Consider the following 15581-nt stretch of genomic DNA (forward strand, 5'->3'; position numbering starts at 1 on the left):
GCTCAGGTGGTCTTTTGCTCGACGTTGGCGTTCAGGGCCATGATTTCGGGATGGGCTGTGAGCAGGGCCAGCAGCTCGGGCAGGGCCAGCTGGTCGGCGTGATGCTCTTCGATGAGGCGGCGTAGTACCTCGTAGTCCTCTGGCGTGTCGAGCGTGATGCGGAAGCGACTGAAGTCGCCGCCGGGCCACACCTCGTCCACGTTGCGGATGCGGCCGGCAGTGGCGGGGCCGGTTTTCAGGTAGGGCGTTACGTGTTCGCGCTCGTAAGGCGAGGTGGCGCGCTCGTAGGCCTCGGCCAGCATTTGCATGGAGAAAATCTCAAAGTCCAGCCCGCGCGGGAAGCTGCGGATGACGGAGTTCGAGCGGAATGCCAGCGGGTCGGCAGCGGCCAGGTAGCGGGCCACGGCGGCGCCCACCAGCGGGCCGTCCACCAGCGGGCAGTCGGAGGTAACGCGCACCACCACGTCGAGCCCGAACTTGACGGCCGTTTCGTAGTAGCGGGCCAGCACGTCGGTTTCGGAGCCGCGGTGGTAGGGCAGGCCGCGGGTTTCGGCGTAGGCCGCCAGGGCGTCGTCGGCGTACTCGGTGGTGGTGGCCAGGTACAGCGGCAGGCAGCTCTGGGCCAGGCGCGCCACGTGGTAGTCGAGCAGCGGGCGGCCGGCGGCCGGCAGCAGCACCTTGCCCGGCAGGCGCGTGCTGCCCATGCGCACCTGCGAGATGATTCCGGCCTTCTGCATTAGCCCTGCACTTTTTCGAGCAGGAACATTACGTCCTGGTTGCCTTGCTCCGCATCGTTGATGTAGGGGTAGAGGTGCTGCTTCACCAAGCGTAGCTCGGGATAATTCTCCAGAAATACCCGGGCAAAGTCCGTCTTCCACAAAAAGCCCTCGTTGCCGCGGTAGTTGATGGCCTTGGTGTCGGGCGCATAGTATTCGTAGCCCATAATGTAGCGGCTCGAACAGCGTACCATCTCGCCCATGATGCGCGGCAAATCTGCGGGGGCGATGTGGATGAGCACGCCGTTGGTGCACACCAAATCGAAGTAATTATCCTTGAAAGGCATATCGAAGCCGCTGCCCTGCAGGATGTTCACGCCGCGCACGAACTCGCGGGCTTTTTCCACGGCATAGGCCTGCAGCTCGATGCCGTACAGATTGGTGAAGCCCATGGCCTGCAGGCCCACCAGCTGCATGCCGGTGTTGCAGCCCACTTCCAGCACGCGGGCTTCGCGCGGCAGCTCGCCGATAAACTCGGCGTTCATCTCCAGCTTAGTGTGGCCGTAGATGCCGCGGTAAAATTCGTTCCACTCGTCGAGGGGCCGCGAGTTGCGGTCGGTGTATTCGCGGCCGAAGTCGCCGGCCCAGAAGTCTTCTTGTTGGGTGTGCTGCAAGGGAAACGTTGTTTAAGCTGTCATTGCGAGTGAAGCGCAGCGGAACGCGGCAATCCTTCTTCTCACAGCGACAAATTTTATTAAGTGATGAAGCTTTTTACTAGTGAAGTACTTTCGAAAAAGGGCTTTTCACATTATCAGGCTTTCTACATTGAGAGGAAGGATTGCCGCGCTTCGCTCGCAATGACGGACGATTATTTCGCTAAAAATTCCCTGATGCACGCCACCACGTAGCCCTGTTCCTCGTCCGTCAGCGTCGGGAACAGGGGGATGCTCAGGCAGTGCGCGTAGTACGTTTCGGCCACTGGAAAGTCGCCTTCGCACCAGCCCAGGCCTTCGTAGTACGGCATGCGGTGCACCGGAATGTAGTGCACCTGTGCGAAAATCTGCCGGGTTTTGAGGAAGTCGTAGAGCCCTTTGCGGTCGCCTACCTGCACCACATAAAGATGGTAAGCGTGGCCGGGGCGGCCGGGGGCCAGTACCGTGAGGCCATCCAAGCCGGCAAACGCGGCGTCGTACTGAGCGGCCAGCTGGCGGCGGCGGGCCAGGCCCTCCTCGGCGCGGGCGAGCTGGCTCAGGCCGAGGGCGCAGTTGAGGTCGGGCAGGCGGTAGTTGTAGCCGAGCTCCTGCATTTCCATGTACCAGCCGCCGTCGGAATCGCGCACCAGGTCGGCCGGGTCGCGGGTGATGCCGTGGGTGCGCAGGCGCAGCAGGTGGCGGTACAGGCGCTCGTCGTTGGTGGTAATCATGCCGCCCTCGCCGCAGGCAATGTGCTTCACGGGGTGGAAGCTGAAGATGGCCAGCTCGGCAAACCGGCCGTTGCCGCACCGCTGCTCTTGTCCTTTTGAATCAACAAAAAAGCCGCCCGGTGAATGGCACGAATCCTCAATAATCCAGAGGCCGAATTCGTCGGCCAGTTGGCGGGCTTGCTCCAGGTTCACAGCCAGCCCGGCGAAATCCACCGGAATCAGGCCCGTGAAATAACCTTTCGGGTGGGCTTCGAGCAGCGCGCGGACCTTGGCCAAATCAACAAGCCCGGTGGCCGGGTCGATGTCGGCGAAATGCACCTCACCGCCGCAGTAGCGCACGCAGTTGGCCGAAGCCGCGAACGTGAGCGGCGTGGTAATGACGCGCTGCCCGGGCTGTACGTCCAACGCCAGCGCGCACAGGTGCAGGGCGGCCGTGCCGTTGCTCACGGCCACGGCGTAGGTGGCCCCCACGTACCGGGCAAACTGCTGCTCGAACTCGGCCACAGCGGGGCCCTGGGTGAGGTAGTCGCCGTGCAGGCTGGCCACCACGGCGGCCACATCGGCCTCGTTGATGAACTGGCGGCCGTAGGGCAGGGGGCGGGTGGGGGTGAATGGCATGCAGGGGTGAAAACTGTGCCTGAAAACAGAATGGAGAAAAACAGATGCGACGTGAGACTCCAAAGCACCTGATGGGCGCAAAGGTAAGCGGCGCGTATTGCCCGATTTCGGCAGCTTGGTCAAGTTTCAGGGAGCTGCCGACGGTATTCAGCAGCGCATCCTCCCTTTGGCCTACCTTCGTGCTGTCGTATTTTTCCGAAAAAGCGTCGGCCAACTCATGCAAAAATCTACCCTGCTGGTGCTGCTGCTGCTCTGGTGCCCGCGCCTGGCACTCGCGCAAAAAGAAGACAGCAACTGGCATTTTGGTTTGCAGGCAGCCGTGTCGTTCACCAGCGGAACTCCGGTGGTGCAGCCCACCGCTTTGCGAACCTACGAGGCGGCTTCTTCTATCTCCGACGCGGCGGGCCAGCTGCTCTTCTATAGCAACGGCGAGCAAGTGTGGAACCGCAACCATACGCTGATGCCCAATGGCGCAGCCATTAGTGCGACGGGGAAGTCGTCGACGCAGGGGGTGCTGATTGTGCCGCACCCCGGCGACCCCAACCGGTTCTATGTGTTTTTGACCGATGAAATGGAGAACCAACTGGCCAGCGGCTTGCGGTACACGACCGTGGACATGAGCCTTGCCAATGGGCTGGGCGACGTTACCGGAGCCGCTGTTCGCCTCGCCACACCCACCCTAAGCAGTAGAGTTGCCGAAAAGCTGATTGCCGTGCGCCACGCCAATGGCCGTGACTGCTGGATTGTGGTACATGGCTGGGAAAACAACAGCTTCTACAGCTTTCTGCTCACGAATACTGGTCTGGTGAGCAGCCCCGTGACCAGTGCCGCCGGCCCGGTAATACGGGGTTCGACGTCGCTTTCGTTCGGGGAAGGGCCTTATAGCAACGCTGCGGGCTACCTGCGGGCCTCGCCCGATGGCAGACACCTGGCAATGGCCACGCTATATGGTGATTTTGGCCTGTACGATTTTGACGCGGCCACCGGCCAGGTAGCTAATTATGCCGAACTGCTGCCGCCCGCCGCCAGCCAGCCCCTGCGCTACGGCATCGAGTTTGCGGCAGATAACTCCTGGCTGTATCTCGTGGTGGCCTCTCCCTACCAGGATTTCTCCGTGCTTCAATACGACATGCTGGCTGGCCCGGCGGGCGCTATTGCCAGCTCCCGGCAAGTGGTGGGAACCGGAAATACCGGCCTGGGGGCACTGCTGAGGGCACTCAACGGCAAAATTTACATGGCCAGCTATTCGTTCCTCCATGTTATCAACGCTCCCGGCACGCTGGGGGCGGCGTGTAACTTCCAGCTGAATGCGCTCTCGCTCAATGGCGCCGCTACTATCTATAATCTGCCCAACCAGTTCAACGCGGCAGGCCGAAATGGTTTCGTGCAGTTTACCGCACCGGCAGTTTGTCTGGGGGTTGCCACGCCGTTCAGCGGGCTGCTCACGCTGCCCGGTGCACCGCTGGCCGCCACCTGGAACTTCGGCGAGCCCACCGCCGGTGCCGCGAACACGGCCAGCGGGCTCACGGCCACGCATACCTACAGTACCCCTGGCAGTTACACGGCCACGCTTTTGGTCACGATGCCGGGTGTGGTGGGAACCTTGGGAAGCACCAGACAGGTAGTAGTAAGTAGTCCGCCCACTGTTTCGATAGGCCCCGCCGTGCAGCAAACCTGCGGCGGAACACCCATTCGGCTGGTGGTCAATTCGCAGCCGGCTGGCACCACCTACCGTTGGCAGAACGGGGCTACCACCCCCTTTTTGCTGGCCTCGGCGGCAGGAACCTACTCGGTAGACGTTACCTCGCCGGATGGTTGCGTGGGCCGGGCTGCGACTACCGTTCAGCTATTGGACTGCACCATCCTGATTCCCACTATCATCACCCCCAACGGCGATGCCAGTAACCAAACCTTCGTCCTTAAGGGCCTGAACGCCGCCGATTGGAGCGTGCGCCTCTACAACCGCTGGGGCCGCGAGGTGTATACTCAGGAGCGCTACGATAATGGCTGGGCCGCCCAGGGCCAGCCCGCCGGCGTGTATTACTACCTGCTCAACCACCCGGAAAGCGGGCAGCAGCTTAAGGGTTGGGTCGAAGTAGTACGGTAGCCGGTGGTTGCTTTTTTCTGCGGTAGCGAAGCCGCGGCGGCCCCCAAGGGCCGTTTGCGGGCCGGGCAGGCCGTTGCGGCGGCTCGCGCCGGCCCGGTGCGTGGCCAGAGCAGGGGTTTTGGTGTCCGGACCTGGATAAAAGAAGTCCAGACTTGGATAAAAGGTGCCCAGAGCTCCACAATGAGAATCCAGAGCGGCCGTCAAATTATCCGGAGCTGCCAAAAAAGTGTCGGGAGCAGCCGAAAAACGGTCCCGAGTAGGATAAAAACTATCCGAAGCACGGTAAAAGTTGTCCGGAGAGAGGCAAAAGCCGACCGCTACACCACAAAATTAGCGTCGACGTGCAGGCGGATTTCCTCGCGAATCTGTTCGGCGTCGAGCCACTCCTCGTTGTTGAACGAGTCGTACTGAAAGCCCAGCGGCACGCGCCTGCCGTTGAATTTGGCAATGAATTTATCGACGTCCCAGTTGGGCGTTGAGGGTAGGATGACGTAGTAGCGGTCGAGCTCGACGGTGCTCAGGGCGTCGGTTTCGGTAATCATGGCCTCGTGCAGCTTCTCGCCGGGGCGGATGCCCACGATTTTCTGCTCGCACTCGGGGCCAATGGCGCGGGCCACTTCCGTGATTTTGTAGGAAGGAATTTTCGGTACGAAAATCTCGCCGCCCCAGGAGTGCTCCAGCGCATAGAGCACCAAGTCCACGCCTTCTTCGAGCGAGATGTTGAAGCGCGTCATGTCGGGGTGGGTGATGGGCAGCACGCCTTTGCTGCGCTCTTGCAAAAAGAACGGCACCACCGAGCCGCGCGAGCCGATTACGTTGCCGTAGCGCACCACCGAGAACCGCAAATCGCGGCTGCCTTTCATGTTGTTGGCCGCCACAAAGAGCTTGTCTGAGCACAGCTTGGTGGCGCCGTAGAGGTTGATGGGAGCCGCGGCCTTGTCGGTACTCAGGGCCACCACGTCCTTCACGCCCGAGTCGAGGGCGGCGTTAATCACATTCTCAGCTCCGAAAATATTGGTTTTGATGCATTCCATCGGGTTGTACTCGGCGGCGGGCACCTGCTTGAGGGCGGCGGCGTGAATCACGATGTCGATGCCTTCGCAGGCGCGGTGCAGGCGTTCGGCATCGCGCACGTCGCCAATGAAATAGCGGATGGCCGGGTATTTGGCCGGGCTGAATTCCTGGCTCATCTCGTACTGCTTCAGCTCGTCGCGCGAGAACACCACCAGGCGCTTTACCTGCGGAAACAGCTCGAAAACGGTGCGAACGAATTGCTTGCCGAAGGAGCCGGTGCCGCCCGTAACAAGTATAGATTTATGGTTGAGGTCGAGAGCCATGGAAATAGGTAAGCCGAAAACAGGACTGCAAAAGTACGTAGGACGCAGCCTTTGCTGCGTCGCGGGCACCCGCGCCGCCCGCCAAGGCCCAACGGGCCGGCCGCTACCGGCCGCGAAACACCCGTGATGGGGGGTGGCGGGTATGGTGCCTGCGGTTGACGCAGCAAAGGCTGCGTCCTACATTTGGGCTTCTGCGCCGCGCATGCTGTTTAATTCGCTTCACTTTCTCGTCTTTTTCCCGCTGGTCGTCGGGCTGTATTTCGGGCTGCCGCCGCGTTGGCGCGGGCCGCTGCTGCTGCTGGCCAGCTACTACTTCTACATGAGTTGGCGCGCTGTGTATGCGCTACTGCTGCTGGCCACTACCGCCCTCGACTACTACAGCGGCGTGCGCATGGGCCAGCTCCCCACAAAGCGGCAGCGCCGGCCCTGGCTCTACCTGAGCCTGGCCAGCAACCTGGGCACGCTCTTTATTTTCAAGTACTTCAATTTCTTCCGGGATGCGGCGGTGGCACTGGCTGGCGCGCTGCACTTGCCCGTAAGTACGGGGCCGGCGCTGGGCCTGCTGCTGCCGGTAGGGGTGTCGTTCTACACCTTTCAGTCGGTGGGCTACATTATTGATGTGTACCAGGGGCGGCTGGCGGCGGAGCGAAATTTTGGGCGGTTTGCACTGTTTGTAGCGTTTTTTCCCCAGCTCGTGGCCGGGCCCATCGAGCGGGGCGGGCACATGCTGCCCCAGTTCCGGCGCGAGCATCAGTTCGATTATGCTCGTATTGTGAGCGGGCTGCGGCTGATGGCGTGGGGCCTGTTCAAGAAAGTGGTGGTGGCCGACCGGCTGGCCCTGCTCGTCAACCCGGTCTTCAACAACCCGCGCCAGCACCCGGAAGGCCCGTTGCTGGTGCTGGCCACCCTGGCCTTCACCTTCCAGATTTATGGCGACTTCTCGGGCTACACTGACCTGGCCCGGGGCGCGGCCCGCGTGCTGGGGTTCGATTTCAACCTGAACTTCCGGCAACCCTACCAGTCGGCCTCGGTGCCCGAGTTCTGGCGGCGCTGGCACATTTCGCTATCCAGCTGGTTCCGCGACTACGTGTATATCCCGCTGGGTGGCAGCCGGGTGGCGCCTGCCCGGGCCTACGGCAACCTGCTGGCCGTGTTTCTGATAAGCGGCCTGTGGCACGGGGCCAACTTCACCTTCGTAGTGTGGGGCGGCCTGCACGGCCTCTACCTGGTGCTGAGCACCTGGGCGCGGCCGGGACGCGAGTGGCTGGCACAGCGCACGGGGCTGGCCACGCACCCACGGTTGCGGCGCGGGCTGGGCATGGGCCTCACCTTCGTATTGGTAGCTTACGCCTGGATTTTCTTCCGGGCCAACTCCCTCGCCGACGCCCTGTTCATCAGCCGGCACCTGTTCAGCGGCTGGCACCTGAACAGTCGGCAAGTGGCCACGCTGCTGCTCGATTTCTCGCAGCACTACCGCCCCGAATTGGCCGTAGCGGCCCTGGCCGTGGGCCTGATGCTGGCCGTGGAATACTTCGGTAGCCGGCGCAGTCCGCAGGCCTGGGTAGCGGCCCAGCCGTGGCCCACGCGCTGGGTGGGCTACGTAGGGCTAGCGCTGCTCATCCTTTACCTCGGTGTTTTCAACAGCACGTCATTCATCTACTTTCAATTCTGAGCGTAGCGCGAACTTTGTAGTTCGTGCCCCTGCGCCGGTACCACGGTCATCGTTCAACCACGCGAACTACAAAGTTTGCGCTACTGCTTTCCCTTGTCCACGCTCAAAACTGCCGTTTCGAAGTTGCTGATGCGCTTGCTGCTGCTGGCGGTAGCGGGCGCACTAGGTGCAGCGCTGCTGCTGCCGGTGGTGCTGCGCGGGGGCGTCGATGCCTTTTATGGACGCTTCGCCAGCCCCCCGGCCGGCTCGCTGGTGCTGGGGACGTCGCGAGCGGCGCAGGGCATCCGGCCGGCGGTGCTGGAAGCGCGCCTGGCCGGGCAGTTCGAGGGGCCGCTGCTGAACTACTCCTTCACCCTCACACACTCGCCTTACGGCCTGGCCTACCTGGCCAGCATCCGGCGCAAGCTGCGGCCGGAGGTTCGGAAGGGTCTTTTTATTGTGGCAGTCGACCCGTGGTCACTGTCACTCACCGGGCCAGAGGGTGCTTTTCCGGAGGATAACTCCTTTATCGGCCAGCTGCACGAGGTCAGCCAGAACCCCAACCTGGCCTACCTCACCCGCTACCAGACCAAGCCGCTCTATCGCCTGCCCCTCGACTTCGCCACCGCCACCGAGCGCCTGCACCCCGATGGCTGGCTCGAGGTCAACATCGGTATCGACAGTGTCCAGGTGCGGGCCCGTACCGCCCGCAAGCTGCTCGACTACCAGAAACTTGCTGCCACCCAGCACCTCTCGGCCGGCCGCTTGGCTGCCCTGCGCCACACCATCGAATTCCTAAAGCCGCACGGCCGCGTGGTGCTGGTGCGCCTGCCCATCGGCCCCGGCCTGTTGGCTTTGGAGCAGCAGTACCAGCCGGGCTTTGCGGTCCAAATGCGTCGGCTCGCGGCCGAATTCGCCGCACCCTACTTTGATTACGCTGCCGCGCCGTATCCGACCACCGATGGCAACCACCTGCAAAAGGAGGCGAGTGAAAGGTTCAGCCGGCAGCTGGTTCTGGACCTGGCTGCTGGTGAAAGGAAAGATTAGGCCAGTATGCGGCAAGCCCCGTCCTTCGTTCGAGAGAGGGCAATAGGCTCCGCCAGCAAGGGCAGCGTGTACAAGTGTTTTTCAAAAAATGAATTTACTCGTACAGAATAGCTACCCATGTTGTACAACTATTTTCGAAAAACTAAAATCAGTTGTACAAGCCTGACGCATTATAGGCAACCAAAAAGGGCCTCCTGCCGAAGCGGGAAGCCCTTTTTATTTGCTGAAAGGTGGAATTAGTCAACCACCACGCGCTTCACCAGTGGTGTGTTACCCACAGTTACCTGCAGGGTGTAAATGCCTTTGGCCAGGCTGGCTACATCAACGGTGGTGCCGGTCGCCGAGAGCAACAGCGTACGCACCGGCTGGCCGAGGCTATTAAACAGGGTGGCCATTACTGCGGCGCCGGTTAGCTTGGGCAATGCTACCGTGAACTGGCCATGCGCCGGGTTGGGGTAGAGCACCACGTCGCTTTTGCCGTTGGCAGTGGCCGTCGCCAGCGGGCTGCCAGCCGGGCCGAAGCGCAGCTCGAAGCGGTTGCCCTGGGCCTGCGTGGCCTGCTGCGCACTCACGCTGAAGGTATAGCTGGCCTGTTGGGTCAGGTTGATTTGCTGGCCGGTCTGGGCATCAAAAAGGTAAGCCTCCAGGGCAGCGGGTAGGTTCAGTAACTGCTCGGCTCGTAAGGTGTAGGTGCCGGCTGCCGGCACGCCCACGCTCAGCTTGATAACGGTAGCCGCGGTGAGCTGGTCGCGGCCATCAATGGCCAGCAGGGGCGTCGTAGCAGGAGCCGAAGCTAAGTTCAGGCCGGTCGAGTTGGCCATTTTCACGGCGTCGAAACGAGCATCGACACCCGCAGTAGCGCCGGCTTCGGCGTACACAAACAGGGCGTCGGCCGGGCCGGTTGCGCCTTGCAGGCTGAGCTGCACCAGTGGCCGGGTATCGGCAGTACCGCGCCGGAATGGTACCTGCGTGGCGTAAGAAGTCACGCGCTGCGCATTGCGGAAGGTGAGGGTGCCGGCCGTCTGGCCCGCGCTCACCCGCACGAAAAAGCCCTGGCTGGAACCGATATAGGGGCTGGGGCCGCCCACGCCGTTGGTATAAGCGCGGTAGTTGCCGATGTACTGGCTCGTGCTTTCAAACACGTACATGGCGCCGTCGAGGTTGGCCAAATCGGCAGTTGTCACCAAGCGCCAGTCGAGCGGGGCGGGGTAGGGGTTGCCCACCAGTGCCCAGCCGCCGTCGGTGGCCGTTGCTCCGCTGGTACGGGCCAAAGGCACCGCTTGCGTACCGGTTGTCAGGGTGCCGGCGAAATCTACTTTCTGGGCTGCATCAATGTTTACCGTGTAGCCTTGGCCCACCGCCAGCGGGGTGTTGGCAGCTGTTGGGGAGTACCAGCCTTTGTCGAAGGCACTCAGGTTATTGGTAGCCGAAGCTACGCGGCTCTGGTCGTAGCCAAATACGGTGGGGAAGGGCGTGGTCTGGCCCGGGGTGGCTGAGCTGTTGTAGTTACCGTTGAGCACCGGCGCAAAGCCCGAAGTAGCCAGGTCGGCCACCGTGGAGTTGCTCACGGGTGAGGAGTAGTGGCGGTAACCAAGGCCGCTATTCAGGCTGGGGTCGATGTAGCGCTGCACTAGGGTGGTATTGCCCTGCACAATGCCGGTGCCACTGTTCACCACCAGCGCCGTGCCGTTGGCGTCGGATGGCAGGGTAAGCGCCTGGCCGTTCAGCACGAGGTTGCCCGTACCCGCTACCGTAAGGGCCTGCACCACCGTTTCGGGGCCATTCAGCGTTACGTTGTTGGTATTGGTGGTGCTCAGGTTGCGCACCTGGCTGGGGAGCGCGCCGCCCGTTACCTGGGCCACGGTTCCGTTGTAGATGTAGCTGGCATCGTTGCTAAAGCTGCGCGTACCCGTCAGCTGCACCGAGCCCACGTTGCCCGTGGCCTCAATGCCGGCCGCGTCGCAGATGCCCAGCGTGCCGCCCGCCGCCAGCACGAAGTTGCCCGAGCCCACCAGCGGCTGACAGGCTGTGAGCAGCGTGCCGCCATCCTGCACCGTGAGCGTGCCCATTACCGTCAATCCACCGGTGAGCGTGGCGATGCCTGCGCCCCCCGTGGCCGGGCCGGTCACGGTTACGTTGCCATAAGTGCCGTTCACATTCTGCGGGGTGCTTACCACGAGGTCGGGCAGGGCCGAAAGCTGATTGAGCCGTACGCTAATAGTCGCGCTGGCGAAGTTGGCTGCCAGAAAATCAAGGTCACCATCGTTGTCGACATCGGCTGCCGCTACCCCGTTGGGGTTGGTCCCCACCAGCACAGTGCTGCTGTTGCCAAAAGCACCGCCTCCATTATTCAGACGCACAGTTACGTCGCTTGAACTAAAATTCACGACCACCATATCCAGGTCGTTGTCTCCGTCGAGGTCGGCGGCGGCAATGCTGGTAGGGCCGGTGCCAGTCAGGTATTCGGCCCCGCCACTGAATACACCGCTGCCGTTATTGAAGCGCACACTGGCATTGTTGCTGCCAAAGTTGGCTGTCAGCAGGTCCAGGTCGCCATCCCCATCAAGGTCGCCCAGCGACACCCAACGGGGCCGGCTGGCCATTACGGGGTCCGAGCCACCGCTGAAAGTGCCGCTGCCATTGTTCAATCGAATGCTGACCGTCGTGCTGAAAGTGCCCCAGTTGGCCGTCAGCAGGTCGAGGTCGCCGTCGCCATCCACATCGCCGGTCTGAATGTTAAAAGGCAACGAGCCGACACTGATGGTTGACCCGCCGCTGAAATTGCCTGCGCCGTCGTTCAAACGCACCATCACGTTATCGCTGGCGCCGTTGGCGACCAGAAAATCCAGGTCGCCGTCGCCGTCGATATCGGCTGTGGTTACGCTCTGCGGCTGGCTGCCAACGTTGTAATTGGTGCTGCCGGTAAAGATGCCGCTGCCGTTGTTGAAGCGCACGCTCACCGAGTTGGCATTGTAGTTAGCTGTCAGCAAATCCAGGTCGCCGTCGCCATCGATATCTGCTGTAGTCACGCTACGGGGCTGGCTGCCCACGCCGGGGTCCGACCCACCGCTGAAGGTGCCACTGCCATTGTTGAGCCGCACGCTAACCGAAGAGCCACTGAAAGTAGGCGACAGCAGGTCCAGGTCACCATCATTGTCTACATCGGCTACCGTTACATTATAAGGATTAGCGCCAACGCTAGGGTCCGAACCACCACTAAAGGTGCCATAGCCGCCGGTGGCCGCCGCCGTAAACTGGAATAGGCGTGGTGTCGCGAGCGCCCCGGCGCTGCTGCGAGCGGCCGTAGTCACGCCCACGCGCACGGTTTCGCCCGGCCGGAAATCGAAACTTGGCGAAAACGTCAGCTGGTCATTATTGAGAGTGGTGATTCCGCTCGTATTCGTGCGCAAACCGCCGCGCTGGCTGCTAAACACCCGCAAAGCGTTTTCCGAACCCGCCGTCAGGTTCTGGCTGAAGCGAACGGTTACCGGCGTGGTGCGAACAGCGGCCTTCTGGTTGGCCGTAGGCGAAACAGCAATAATTGTTGGTTGCGCCACCGCCGACAATGCCAGCAAACCGGGTAGCAGACTCAGCCCAGCCATTTTGAAGCAGTAGAAACGTGTTGTCATAAAAAAGCGAAAGGGGAATAAAAAGTAAATCGAGGCGAAATTAAGCGGTTGAAAGTCTTTTGTCTACGAAGGCCTCGCTACCAACCCCGCCAACTCGCCCGCCAGCGCCCGGCGCGAGTACCGCGCATTGCCCAGCGCCGGCAAATCCAGGTTCGGGCTCTGCTGCCAGCGAGTCACCAGCGCCTCCAGGGTCTGGCGCATCAGGGCGGCATCTTCGTAGGGGAGGGCCTGGCCCGCGCCGCACTCGCGCAGCAGGTTGTCGGCATCAGAACCGGCGGGGCCGACGCATAATATTGGTTTGCCAGCCGCCAGGTATTCAAACACCTTGCCCGGCAAAATGCCCAGGTTGCGCGGCACATCGGGGATGGCCATGAGCAGCACCGAAGACTCCAGCAGGTACTCCACCGATTTATCGTGCGGCACAAAATCAATGTACTCGGTAAGTGAGCCGAGGCCGGCGCCGGTAAGCTGCTCACGCAGTTGGGCCGACACCTGCCCCACAAACCGCAGCCGCAGCGGCACAGCCGGGTTAGCCGCCGCGCACGCCGCCACAACTTCGAGCAGGCGGTTGATGTGGTAGAGCTCGGTGATGGTGCCGGTGTGGGTGATGCGCAGGCAGTCGGTGGGCGGCTGCGAGGGCTGCCGGAAGTCCGACTCGTCGTAGCCGTTGGGCAGCACGTGGAATTTGACGTCCGGCAACGTCGGGTTCTTGGCCAGAAACAGACGCTTGGTTTCGGGCGAGGTCACCAGCACCGCGTCGGCGTGGGTGAGCACCTGGCGCTCGTAGCGGGCATCGAGCCACGAAGCCAGCGGGGTGTGGTGCAGGTCCTTATAATAGTAGATGTCCGTCCAGGGGTCGCGCAAGTCGGCCAGCCAGCGCAGGCCGTGGCGGCGCTGCAATTCCAGCCCGATGAGTTGGGTAGAATGCGGCGGCGACGACGTGAGCACGGCATCAAACTGCTCGCCGGCCGCCAGCAGCTTCTCCACGGCCGCCAACGCGTGGCGGTTCCAGCCCCGGCGCGGGTCCGGGATGAACAGGTTGCCGCGTACGAAGCGCAGCACCTGCTGCACCGGTCCGGGCTTGCCCTCGTTGGCAAAGCCGCCGTAGGGCACCGCCCGGCCCGTGAGGCGCTTGTAGCTCTCGAACGGCTCGGTGGTGCCGGTGTGAATAACGCGCACACCCGGCGGCACCTCGGCCAGCAGGCTTTCGTCGCGCACGGGGTAGCTGGCCTGGGCCGGGTCCACGGTTATCACGGTGGGCTCGACATTGAAATGGCCGAGGTGCTTCACGAATTTCAGGCAGCGCTGCACACCGGCCCCGCCCGAAGGCGGCCAGTAGTAGGTGATAACGAGCAGACGCAGCGGACGGGAAGCAGACACGGAAACCGGGTTCAGAAAGCGGGCCGCGAAGGTACGCCGGCTGCCGGTTTTCGGGCATTTATGGTTACTTTTGGGGTTCAGTAAAGGCAGTTATGGAATCTGGCCCCGGCCACGTAATTCGAATACCTGCCTCTAATCCGACTAATCCTTGACTCATGTTTGACAGTCTCTCCAATAAGCTCGACAAGGCCATTAAAACCCTCAAGGGCCAGGGCAGCATCTCCGAAATCAACGTCGCGGCCACCATCAAGGAAATTCGCCGGGCGCTGGTTGATGCCGACGTTAACTACAAGGTCGCCAAGGATGTAACCGACAAGATTAAGGATGCCGCCATGGGCCGCGACGTGCTCACGGCCGTGTCGCCGGGCCAGCTCATGGTCAAAATCGTCTACGATGAGCTCACCGAACTCATGGGCGGCGAGAAGAAGGACATTGTTATCAAGGGCGAGCCGGCCGTGATTCTGCTCTCGGGCCTGCAGGGCTCGGGCAAGACCACCTTTGCCGGCAAGCTGGCCAACTACGTGAAAAAGCAGGGCCGCAGCACCCTGCTGGTAGCGTGCGACGTGTACCGCCCGGCCGCCATCGACCAGTTGAAAGTACTGGGCGAGCAGATTGGCGTGGAGGTTTACTCAGAAGTCGAGAACAAGAATCCTGTCGAAATCTCGCGCAACGCCATCGACTACGCCAAGAAAAATGGCAAGAAGGTAGTGATTATTGACACCGCCGGCCGCCTGGCCGTGGACGAGCAGATGATGCGCGAGATTGAAGCCGTGAAAGCGGCCATCAACCCCAGCGAAACCCTGTTTGTGGTGGACTCGATGACCGGCCAGGACGCCGTGAACACCGCCAAAACCTTCAACGACCGCCTGAATTTTGACGGCGTGGTGCTCACCAAGCTCGACGGCGACTCGCGCGGCGGCGCGGCCCTCAGCATCCGGGCCGTAGTCGAAAAGCCCATCAAGTTCATCTCGACGGGCGAGAAGATGGACGCGCTCGACCTGTTCTACCCCGACCGCATGGCCCAGCGCATCCTGGGCATGGGCGACGTGATTTCGCTGGTAGAGCGCGCGCAGCAACAGTTCGATGAGGAGGAAGCCAAGCGCATCGAGAAGAAAATCCGGAAGAACCAGTTCGACTTCAACGACTTCCTCGGCCAGCTCGAGCAAATCAAGAAGATGGGCAACATCAAGGATTTGATGGGCATGATTCCGGGCATGAGCAAGGCTATGAAGGACGTGGAAATCGACGACGACGCCTTCAAGCCCGTCGAGGCCATCATCCGGAGCATGACCAAGCAGGAGCGCGCCAACCCCGACCTGCTGAACGCCTCTCGCAAGCGCCGCGTGGCCAAGGGCTCGGGCACCGAGCTGCAGCAGGTGAACGACCTGATGAAGCAGTTCGAGCAGATGCGCAAAATGATGCGCACCATGAATAAGATGAGCCAGACCAAAGGCGGCCTGGCCCAGATGCAGAAAATGATGGGCGGCATGCGCGGTGGTGGCGGTGGCATGATGGGCCGCTAGATTAACCTCTGGCTGCACGTTTTCTGGGTAGCCTTTCGCTATAAACGACGGCAAAAGTCCGGGCCCCACGGCTCTGACTTTTGCCGTTTTTAGGTTTCCTGATGGCCGGATGCAGGATTCAGCCGATGGGGCCAAAACAATTGACGAACA

The 15581-nt window shown here is 61.9% G+C and carries 10 protein-coding genes; 4 read left to right on the plus strand and 6 right to left on the minus strand.

Annotated elements, in window-relative coordinates:
* Positions 1 to 2 precede the first annotated feature (2 nt).
* The 3 genes from ABD837_RS00750 to pseC form a co-directional block, all read right to left on the minus strand.
* The gene (locus ABD837_RS00750) at positions 3 to 737 is read right to left on the minus strand and encodes a cytidylyltransferase domain-containing protein (RefSeq protein ID WP_345049136.1); all 735 of its coding nucleotides are present in this window, start codon (positions 735 to 737) and stop codon (positions 3 to 5) included.
* A complete protein-coding gene (locus ABD837_RS00755) occupies positions 737 to 1390 on the minus strand; it encodes a pseudaminic acid biosynthesis-associated methylase (RefSeq protein ID WP_345049138.1) in 654 nt (217 codons plus the stop codon). Before ABD837_RS00755 ends, ABD837_RS00750 begins: the two co-directional genes overlap by 1 nt.
* A 194-nt stretch (positions 1391 to 1584) precedes the next feature.
* Entirely contained in the window at positions 1585 to 2757 is a 1173-nt protein-coding gene (pseC, locus tag ABD837_RS00760) for a UDP-4-amino-4,6-dideoxy-N-acetyl-beta-L-altrosamine transaminase (protein WP_345049140.1), read from the minus strand.
* A gap of 217 nt (positions 2758 to 2974) precedes the next feature.
* Here pseC and ABD837_RS00765 point away from each other — a divergent pair, with 217 nt between their 5' ends.
* On the plus strand, positions 2975 to 4864 hold the full coding sequence (locus tag ABD837_RS00765) for a T9SS type B sorting domain-containing protein (RefSeq protein ID WP_345049141.1): 1890 nt from the start codon (positions 2975 to 2977) through the stop codon (positions 4862 to 4864).
* A 317-nt stretch (positions 4865 to 5181) separates the two neighbouring features.
* Here ABD837_RS00765 and pseB read toward each other — a convergent pair whose 3' ends face one another.
* Entirely contained in the window at positions 5182 to 6201 is a 1020-nt protein-coding gene (gene pseB / locus ABD837_RS00770; protein WP_345049143.1) for a UDP-N-acetylglucosamine 4,6-dehydratase (inverting), read from the minus strand.
* A gap of 202 nt (positions 6202 to 6403) precedes the next feature.
* On the opposite strand from pseB, the gene ABD837_RS00775 reads away from it, so the two are divergent.
* Positions 6404 to 7873, plus strand: coding sequence for an MBOAT family O-acyltransferase (locus ABD837_RS00775; RefSeq protein ID WP_345049145.1), 1470 nt, complete (start codon positions 6404 to 6406; stop codon positions 7871 to 7873).
* 93 nt (positions 7874 to 7966) lie between these two features.
* A complete protein-coding gene (locus tag ABD837_RS00780) occupies positions 7967 to 8899 on the plus strand; it encodes a hypothetical protein (protein WP_345049146.1) in 933 nt (310 codons plus the stop codon).
* Between the two features lie 236 nt (positions 8900 to 9135).
* On the opposite strand, the gene ABD837_RS00785 is transcribed toward ABD837_RS00780, so the two are convergent.
* Together ABD837_RS00785 and ABD837_RS00790 are read right to left on the minus strand one after the other, a co-directional pair.
* On the minus strand, positions 9136 to 12528 hold the full coding sequence (locus ABD837_RS00785; protein ID WP_345049148.1) for an FG-GAP-like repeat-containing protein: 3393 nt from the start codon (positions 12526 to 12528) through the stop codon (positions 9136 to 9138).
* 63 nt (positions 12529 to 12591) lie between these two features.
* The gene (locus ABD837_RS00790) at positions 12592 to 13908 is read right to left on the minus strand and encodes a glycosyltransferase family 4 protein (protein WP_345049150.1); all 1317 of its coding nucleotides are present in this window, start codon (positions 13906 to 13908) and stop codon (positions 12592 to 12594) included.
* 155 nt (positions 13909 to 14063) lie between these two features.
* On the opposite strand from ABD837_RS00790, the gene ffh reads away from it, so the two are divergent.
* Complete coding sequence (gene ffh, locus ABD837_RS00795; protein ID WP_345049151.1) at positions 14064 to 15431, plus strand: signal recognition particle protein; 1368 nt, start codon at positions 14064 to 14066, stop codon at positions 15429 to 15431.
* Positions 15432 to 15581: the final 150 nt, after the last annotated feature.

It is taken from the genome of Hymenobacter glaciei (genome assembly GCF_039539585.1).
GTDB lineage: Bacteria > Bacteroidota > Bacteroidia > Cytophagales > Hymenobacteraceae > Hymenobacter > Hymenobacter glaciei.

Excerpts from the sequence above, each read along its gene's own strand:
- ABD837_RS00750 (WP_345049136.1), bottom strand. The coding sequence starts at position 737 with ATGCAGAAGGCCGGAATCATCTCGCAGGTGCGCATGGGCAGCACGCGC.
- pseC (WP_345049140.1), bottom strand. The coding sequence starts at position 2,757 with ATGCCATTCACCCCCACCCGCCCCCTGCCCTACGGCCGCCAGTTCATC.
- ABD837_RS00765 (WP_345049141.1), top strand. The coding sequence starts at position 2,975 with ATGCAAAAATCTACCCTGCTGGTGCTGCTGCTGCTCTGGTGCCCGCGC.
- pseB (WP_345049143.1), bottom strand. The coding sequence starts at position 6,201 with ATGGCTCTCGACCTCAACCATAAATCTATACTTGTTACGGGCGGCACC.
- ABD837_RS00775 (WP_345049145.1), top strand. The coding sequence starts at position 6,404 with ATGCTGTTTAATTCGCTTCACTTTCTCGTCTTTTTCCCGCTGGTCGTC.
- ABD837_RS00785 (WP_345049148.1), bottom strand. The coding sequence starts at position 12,528 with ATGACAACACGTTTCTACTGCTTCAAAATGGCTGGGCTGAGTCTGCTA.
- ffh (WP_345049151.1), top strand. The coding sequence starts at position 14,064 with ATGTTTGACAGTCTCTCCAATAAGCTCGACAAGGCCATTAAAACCCTC.